We start from the raw sequence: 8137 nt of genomic DNA on the forward strand, positions 1-8137 counted from the left end.
GGCCTGGCGAGATGCCCTGGACGGGCAGTTCTGGCATACCCAACTCAGCGGGCCGACCGACCCCGCCAAGGATGCGGGCTGGCAGGCGCCCCCGCCGCGCAAGGGCTTCTTCACCGACACCTCCATCTGCATCGGCTGCAAGGCGTGCGAGGTGGCGTGCAAGGAGTGGAACCAACTCCCGATGGACGGTCTCGGGATGACCGGAAACTCCTACGACAACACCATTGGTTTGGGCGCCAACACCTGGCGGCATGTCGCCTTCGTCGAGCAGTCCGCCGAGCACATCGCCGAGGCGCGCGTCCGCGGGGCGCGCCTGGTGGACCTGGGTATGCCGCAGGTCCGGACCGAGATCACCGCGACTCCGCCCGGGGTGCCGCCGATGCTGCCCAATGCGACGGCCCAGGATGTTTCGCGGGCGCCCGCGAGCGGCATACCCCTGACCGGGCCGGGCACGGCCGCCTCCCTCCCGTCGGCCGGCGAGGCCGCTGCGCCGCCGACCAGCCCGTCCGATCTTGATGCCGCGGAACACGCGGCCGAGCGCGCCCTCGCCGAGGGCAGCGTCCCCGACTTCCGATGGCTGATGGCCAGCGATGTTTGCAAGCACTGCACGCATGCGGGCTGCCTGGATGTCTGCCCGACCGGCGCCCTCTTCCGCACCGAATTCGGCACCGTCGTGGTGCAGGACGATGTCTGTAATGGCTGCGGCTATTGCGTGGCGGCCTGCCCGTTCGGGGTCATCGACAAGCGCAAGGATCCGGATATGACTGGCGCGGCCACGGCCAAGACGGTCGGCATCGCCAACAAGTGCACGCTCTGCTATGACCGGATCAGTCTGGACGCCAAGCCGGCTTGTGCGCAGGCCTGCCCGACGACCTCAATCCAGTTTGGTGACCTCAGCGAGATGCGGGAGCGTGCCGAGCAGCGGGTGGCGACCCTGCACGGCAATGGCTATACCGAGGCGCGGCTCTATGGCGCCAATGAGAACGACGGGGTCGGTGGGACCGGCTCGATCTTCTTGCTGCTCGACGAGCCGGAGGTCTATGGCCTGCCTCCGGATCCCGTCGTGACCACCAAGGACCTGCCGGACATTTTCCGAAAGGCCGGCCTGGCGGGCCTCACGATGCTCGCCGGCGCGGCCCTGAGTTATGTGGGGCGCAATCCCTCGTGAGCGATAGCGAAGCCACCCAGAACGCGCCCGTCGAGGCGGCCAGCCATCCTCCCGCGACGCAGCCCCGCGAGCGGCGGCGGCGTCGACGCCGCGACGACCTCATGGTCCCGGACGCGACCTTCGCGTCCTACTACGGCCGCTCGGTCGTCAAGCCCGCGCCCTGGGACTACAAGATCCCGACCTATCTGTATGCCGGCGGGCTGGCCGCCGGGTCGGCGCTCGTCGCGGCCGGGGCGGAGCTGACCGGCCGCACCGAACTGCAGCGCAATGCGCGGCTTACCGCGCTCGCCTCGCTCGGGGTGAGCACGGCTGCACTTGTCGGGGACCTCGGGAAACCGTCGCGATTCCTCAATATGCTGCGCGTCATCAAGCTGACCTCGCCGATGAGCGTCGGCAGTTGGATTCTCGCGGGCTTCGGCGCCTTCACCGGCACGGCTGCCGCCTGCGAAGTGGCGAAAATCGTTCTGCCGCAAGATAGCCGGATCAACGTCGCCTTGCCGGTCGTCAGCCGGGGAGCGAGTCTTGGCTCCGGATTCTTCGCTCCGCCACTGGCTGCCTATACCGCGGTCTTGCTGTCCAATACCGCCACGCCGACCTGGCACGGGATCTACAAGGAGTTGCCCTTCGTCTTCGTCGGCTCCGCCATGGGGGCGGCAGGCGGCGCGGCCATGATCACGACCAATCCGGCGATCACCGGCCCGGCGCGCCGGATGGCGATCGGCGGGTCCGCGCTCGAACTCGCCGCCTTTTCACTCATCAACCGCAACGCGGGACTGATCGGGGAGCCACTGCATACGGGCAGGGCGGGCCGTCTCGTGTCGGCGAGCAAGGCGCTCACGCTTGCGGGAATGGGACTGACCCTGGTCGGCGGCCGGTGGCGACCGGCGGCGGTCCTGGCCGGCCTGGCGTTCAATGCCGGCTCAGCCGCACTGCGATTCGGCGTCTTCCACGCCGGCATCGAGTCAGCCAAGGATCCCAAGTACACCGTCATCCCGCAGAAGGAGCGCGTTGCGGCTCGGGAAAGCACCAGCCGTCCCGGACGCACCGCCCAGCACGCGGCTACCGTGATGCGTTCTGCGCCAACGGAATTGACCTAACGACACAGTCGATCAGCCAATGATGATTCGCGTCGAACCATGGGCCGCGACGGTCTCGCCGATCACCGGTGCGCCGGGGATCTCACCCAGCACGAGCAGACCCCCGCTGGTTTGCGCGTCCGCGAGCAGCAGCAGCTCGTCTTCGCTCACGCCCGGCCGCACGTCAAGGGATGGGCGCACCCAGTCGAGATTGCGCCTTGAGCCGCCGGGCACATAGCCCGCGGCCAGGCTCTCCCGCGCTCCATCAAGCACCGGCACGGCGCCGTGATCGATGTACGCCGCGATCCCGGAGGCGCGGCAGAGCTTGAACAGATGACCCAACAGGCCGAAACCGGTGACATCGGTGGCCGTTCGCACCCCGGCGGCGAGGGCGGCCACGGACGCCTGGTCGTTGAGCGCGACCATGGAGGCGATGGCATCCGGGAAGACCTCGCCGGTGACCTTGTGCCGGTTGCCGAGAATGCCCACGCCGAGCGGCTTGGTGAGGCTGATCGGGAGGCCGGCGACGCCAGTGTCGTTGCGCAGCAAACGATCCGGGTCGGCGATCCCCGTCACGGCCAGGCCGTAGATCGGCTCTGGCGCCGTGATGCTGTGGCCGCCGGCGATGGCGATCCCAGCACTTGCCGCAACCTCCGCGCCGCCACGGAGCACCTCCGTGATCAGCTGCGGATCGAGGTGATCGACCGGCCAGCCCAGCAGGTTGATCGCGACAATCGGCGTCCCGCCCATGGCATAGACATCCGAAAGGGCATTGGCTGCCGCGATCCGTCCCCAGTCATAGGCAGAGTCGACGACCGGCGTGAAGAAGTCGGCCGTCGAGATGATCGCCTGACCTCCGGCGATCCGGACGGCCGCCGCGTCATCGCCGCTCTCCAGGCCGACGAGAAGGTCGGCGTGGCGGCTCGCCGACAGCCCGGCGACCAGCGTCTCCAATTGCGCGGCGGGAATCTTGCAGGCGCACCCGCCCCCGGCGGCATACTGCGTCAGTCGAATCGGCTCGCTCATCAAGGGATTCCTCTCACGGTCGGCTCATCGCACGACCTCGCGGTGGCCGGCGTCGAGCCGGCGGGTCCAGCCGCGCCGGTCCAAATACTCCAGCAGGGGTATGACGACCCGCCGGGTGCTCGCCAGCGCTTCCCGGGCTGCGCTTGTCGTGAACGGCTGGGGGAGCGCGGCCAAGGTCCGCATCGCCAGGGCTGGCGCCGTGGGCAGGAGAATGAGGTCGTCGGCGAGGCGGATCACCCGGCCGAGCGCTTCGGCGGCGGCGAGTTCTTGGACGCCAAGACCGGCCGCTTCGAGTTCGGGCCGCTCGGGGGCATCGAAGGGCCGGTCGCCCAAGCGAGCCACGATTCCCTCCAGAGCGGCAGATTTCGCCCCGAGATCCGGACGCGTCCCTTCGCGAGCCACGCGGCCCCCAGAGATGTCGAGAGCCATTGCGCGACAGAGCAACTCGGTCGTTGCGAGATCGGGCAGGCCCGCCCGCGCACGCGCCGCCGCCAGCGGCAAGCCCGGGCGTAGCGGCTCGTGGCGGGCCTGGTCGTCGACGGCGGCCTCGAGGGCCGAGGTCCATTGGCTCACCACATCTCGAGTCGCCACGCGGGAGCCGATGCGCACAAACTCGTCACCGCCCAGCATCTCGGGATGGCAGTCCAGGCGGCTAACGCCCGACAGGCCGGCCAGATCGTGGCCGAGGCCCGCAGCCTCCGCATCGGTCAGACTCCCTCGGGTCCGCACCAGAGCCGCTAACTCCGCGGCTCCTACGTCGAGAAGCGCCGCGCCACGTCGTGCTCCATCGCCGCGGCGCCGCAAAGCCGGCGGTTCGATGTCCAGCACGACCGCCCCCCAGATGGCACCGTCGCGCCCGGAATCGCGCAGGATCAGCGCATCACCCGGTGTCAAGGGCACCGCACGATCCAGAGTCAGCCGGGCCGCACCGGGGGTGAGGGAACGGACATACGCCCGCAGCGAGGCGGTGCCGACATGGCAGCGGGCCTCCCGGGGCAGGTCCGGCGCGTCCTCACGCAGCCGCACGTCAACAACCGAGGTCAGGCGCCAGTCGCCCGCGCTCAGAAGCGCATCGCCGCGGCCGATCGCGCTCGCATCGGCCCCGCGCAAATTGACCGCGACCCGGGCCGTCGCGGCGACCGTCTCCTGGGGCGCTTCCAGCGACTGCAGGCCGCGAATAGTGACCACGCGATCGCCGACCGCGAGCCGGTCCCCGCGATGCAGGGTGCCGGCGCCGAGGGTGCCGGTGACGACGGTGCCGCTCCCGTCGATGGTGAAGGACCGGTCGACCCAGAGCCGAACGCGTCCGTCTGTGCGCGGCTGGGGGAGCCTCGAACAAAGACGCGCCAAGGCCACCCGCAGATCCTCCAAACCGGCCCCGGTCACGGCCGAGATCACAACCGAATCGACGTGTCCCAGAGATGATTCCGCAATCCGCTCGCTCCCAGATTGGGCTACTTCCTCCGCCCTCTCGGGCGCCACGAGATCGCAGCGCGTCACCACCAGCAGGCCGTGGCGCAGGCCGAGGGCATCGATGGCCCGCAGGTGCTCTGCGCTTTGCGCCGACCAGCCGGCGTCCGCCGCGACGACGAAGAGCACGGCTGGCGCGGGGCCCAGGCCGGCGAGCATGGTGCCGATGAAGCGCCGATGACCGGGCACATCGACGAAAGCCACGTCTCCCACATCGGGCAGGGTTGTCCAGGCGTAGCCCAACTCGATCGTCAACCCGCGCCGCTTCTCCGCCTCCAACCGGTCCGGATCGCGACCCGTCAGCGCACGGACCAGCGTCGACTTGCCGTGATCGACATGCCCGGCCGTCGCGATGACGTGCATCAATCCCGCCCAAGCGCCGCGAGCACGGCCGAAGCGACGGCCGGATCCTCCGCGTCCTCGATGCACCGCAAGTCGAGCAGGGTGCGCCCACCCTCGACCCGGGCCACGATCGCCGGGCTGCCTCGACGCAGCGGGCCCGCCAGGTGTTCCGGCAGCACCAGCGCCCAGCCCGGGAGCGGCATACCCGGTGCACCGCCGCCACCAACGGCCCCCTCGACGGGCACGACAGCCAGCACATCCTCCAGGTCCGGCCGGGCCGCGAGCACCGCGGAACGCACCCCCTCCACGCGACCCCGCAACTCATCGGGGGCGCGGTGCAGGTATGCCGACACCCGCGACCGCGGCCCGCGCAACGTTGCTTCTAGGGCGGCGAGCGTGAGCTTGCCCGCGCGGAAGGCCCTGGCCAGGGGGTAGCGACGGAGTCGATGAACCAGGTCGGCCCGGCCGAAGATGAGTCCCGCCTGCGGTCCGCCGAGCAGCTTGTCTCCGCTGCAGATGACCAGGTCAGCGCCCGCAGCGAGGGTCGATTGCGCGTCGGGTTCGTCGGTCAGCAGGTCGTCCGGAGCCAGCAGCCCGGAGCCGATATCGACAATCACGGGTATGCCGTGCTCCCGCCCCAGCGCAGCGCACTCACCGACCGTGGCCTGGGCCGTGAAGCCGGACACCCGGAAGTTGCTCGGGTGCACCTTGAGAATCGCCGCCGCTCGCTCATCCAGCGCTCCGGCATAGTCGGCGAGGTGCGTGCGGTTCGTCGTGCCCACTTCCCGAATCGTCACACCGGTCGACTCGATGAGATCGGGGAGCCGGAAGCCGTCGCCGATCTCGACGAGCTCGCCCCGGGAGACGAGCATGTCCCGCCCCTGGGCAAGCGCCGTGACGGCCAGCGACAGGGCCGCCGCGCCATTGGTCACAACGAGGGCGTCCTGCGCCGCCGGAACGGCGGCGAGCAGCGCGTCCACGGTTCCTCGGCCGCGGCGCTCCCGCACCCCGCTCTCCAGCCCGAACTCCACATCGACATACCCACTCGCCGCCAGCAGTGCCTCCCGCGCAGCGGCCGTTAATGGGGCCCGACCCAGGTTGGTATGGATCACCACACCGGTCGCATTCAGCACCGGCGTCAGGCTTGTCGCGCTGCGAGACAAGGCCGCCAACTCCTCCAGCACCCGGCCCCGAACGGACTGGGGCGCAAGGGATCCCGCGCGGGCTTGCGCCGTGGCCGAAGCCACGATGCCGCGGACGTGCTCGCCCCCCAGAGGCTCGGCATAGGCCGAAATCTCGGGATCGGCCAGCAGCGCGTCGGCACGCGGAATGGCGCGCCGCGGGTCCTGCTCGCTCACCGGATTGGCCTCCTGGTCCGTGGGCGACCGGCCCATTCCGGGGCGGTCGTGGCGGAGGTGGACGGGAATCGAACCCGCCTGCGACGGATGCCGCCGCACACCGGTTTTGAAGACCGGGGGGACCACCAGGAACCCAGACACCTCCGCGGCTCACCTTACGGGGGCGCCGTGCGTTGCCGGTCCATGGCGAGGGTCTGCGACGATGTGCGCGTGATCGACCGGCTCAGCCCAGCAGACAGCAGTTTTCTCTATCTGGAAGATGCGTCGACGGCGACGCATGTCGGTCAAGTCCTCATCTTCGCGGCGCCCGACAACTTCCGCCCGGCGCGGGTGCGCGAAGGCATCGCGGCGCGGCTGAGCAGCCACCCGCGCTACCGCCAGAAGATCCGCACCCTGCCCGGCCGGATCATGACGCCGGTGTGGATCGACGACGCGGATTTCGATCTCGACTATCACGTGCGTCGTTCGGCACTGCCTGCTCCGGGATCAATCGAGCAGTTGCAGGATTTCGTCGCGCGCGTCGCGAGCCGCCCGCTGGATCGCTCGCGCCCGCTGTGGGAGGTGTATGTCGTGGAGGGCGTTTCCGAGGACCGGTTCGCCGTCGTCACCAAGATCCACCAGGCCCTCATCGATGCCGGGGATGTCACCGGCCTGTCCGCCGATCCGGCCGCGCGAACCGCGGAATCTGGTTCGTGGACACCGGTTCCCGCGCCGAGCACCAAAGAATTGCTCGGCAATGCGATCTCCGGATTCGTCCGGCGTCCAACGACCGTCGTCGACGGAATCCGAGGCGGTGTCCAGGAACTGAAGGCCACCGCCGGCCAGGTGGCCAAGGTGGGGGGGACCATCGCCCGGGCCGCCGTGGCCCCGCCCTCTCAGCGCGCCTTCGCCGTGGAGGGCCACAACGCTCGCCGCTATCTGATGACTGACCTAGATCTCGCGGACCTTCGCGAAATCCGCGACAGCGCGAGCGCACCGGATGGCACCCGGCCGACCGTGCACGCCATCGCCCTGACCGTCATTGCCGGCGCGCTGCGCGGCTGGCTCCAAGCCCGCGGCGAACACATCTCATCCGCCCGCTCGGTGCGCGCCCTGGTGCCGGTATCGGTGGCGGACGACTCGACGCCCTATGGCTCCCGAGTCCAGGCGGTCTTCGTCGAGCTGCCGGTGGGTGAAGCCTCACCGATGATGCGGCTCGCGCAGATCCAGTTCTCCCTGGAGCATCAGCTGCGCCAGCACGCCGGAGTCCGAGCCGCCGATCTGGCGGCGATGGCCGGGTTCGCGCCCCCAGCGCTGCACTCGCTCGGCGTCCGCCTCGGCGCGTCGATGAGCACCCGGCTGTTCAACCTCGTCATCACGAATGTCCCGGGCCCGCAGCGGCCGATGTATGCCGATGGGGTCCGCCTGCAGGCCAGCTATCCCGTCATCCCGCTGACCCGCGGCCACGCGCTGGCCATCGGGATGACTGGTTACAACGCGCGCCTCCACATCGGAGTGCTCGCCGATCGCGATGCCGTCCCCGATCTGGAGATCCTGGACGGCACCCTTGCCGATGCGCTCGCCGAACTTCTCGAGGCCGCCACTAGCCTCCCTCTTTCACGCGGCCGGGTTGGAGCGGCCGTGGTGGTTGGTGGAGTGTGTGTTGGCGGGGCTGGCTGCTGCTGAGCGCGTTATGGGGTCGTTTGGGGCCCGACTGT

6 protein-coding genes and 1 tRNA gene are annotated in these 8137 nt (G+C 69.8%); 3 read left to right on the plus strand and 4 right to left on the minus strand.

All coding sequences use genetic code 11. The features are described 5' to 3' along the window. Nucleotides 1–16: 16 nt before the first annotated feature. Nucleotides 17–1168: a 4Fe-4S dicluster domain-containing protein gene (locus tag ABD225_RS09745; RefSeq protein ID WP_344084469.1), complete on the plus strand. Its 1152-nt coding sequence runs from the start codon at nucleotides 17–19 to the stop codon at nucleotides 1166–1168. Next, a complete protein-coding gene (nrfD, locus tag ABD225_RS09750; RefSeq protein WP_344084228.1) occupies nucleotides 1165–2265 on the plus strand; it encodes an NrfD/PsrC family molybdoenzyme membrane anchor subunit in 1101 nt (366 codons plus the stop codon). The genes ABD225_RS09745 and nrfD overlap by 4 nt, the downstream gene beginning before the upstream one ends. A gap of 12 nt (nucleotides 2266–2277) precedes the next feature. Here nrfD and selD read toward each other — a convergent pair whose 3' ends face one another. The 4 genes from selD to ABD225_RS09770 form a co-directional block, all read right to left on the minus strand. Then, nucleotides 2278–3270, minus strand: a complete 993-nt coding sequence (gene selD, locus ABD225_RS09755) for a selenide, water dikinase SelD (RefSeq protein ID WP_344084231.1) — start codon at nucleotides 3268–3270, stop codon at nucleotides 2278–2280. Between the two features lie 24 nt (nucleotides 3271–3294). Further along, nucleotides 3295–5103: a SelB domain-containing protein gene (locus ABD225_RS09760; RefSeq protein ID WP_344084234.1), complete on the minus strand. Its 1809-nt coding sequence runs from the start codon at nucleotides 5101–5103 to the stop codon at nucleotides 3295–3297. Further along, on the minus strand, nucleotides 5103–6440 hold the full coding sequence (gene selA / locus ABD225_RS09765; RefSeq protein WP_344084237.1) for an L-seryl-tRNA(Sec) selenium transferase: 1338 nt from the start codon (nucleotides 6438–6440) through the stop codon (nucleotides 5103–5105). Before selA ends, ABD225_RS09760 begins: the two co-directional genes overlap by 1 nt. A gap of 49 nt (nucleotides 6441–6489) precedes the next feature. Next, a tRNA-Sec gene (locus tag ABD225_RS09770) sits at nucleotides 6490–6585 on the minus strand. Nucleotides 6586–6650: 65 nt separating this feature from the next. Between ABD225_RS09770 and ABD225_RS09775 the strand changes: the two genes are divergently transcribed. After that, a complete protein-coding gene (locus ABD225_RS09775) occupies nucleotides 6651–8105 on the plus strand; it encodes a wax ester/triacylglycerol synthase family O-acyltransferase (protein ID WP_344084240.1) in 1455 nt (484 codons plus the stop codon). Nucleotides 8106–8137 lie beyond the last annotated feature (32 nt).

It is taken from the genome of Nostocoides veronense (assembly GCF_039531185.1).
GTDB classification, from domain to species: Bacteria; Actinomycetota; Actinomycetes; order Actinomycetales; family Dermatophilaceae; genus Nostocoides_A; species Nostocoides_A veronense.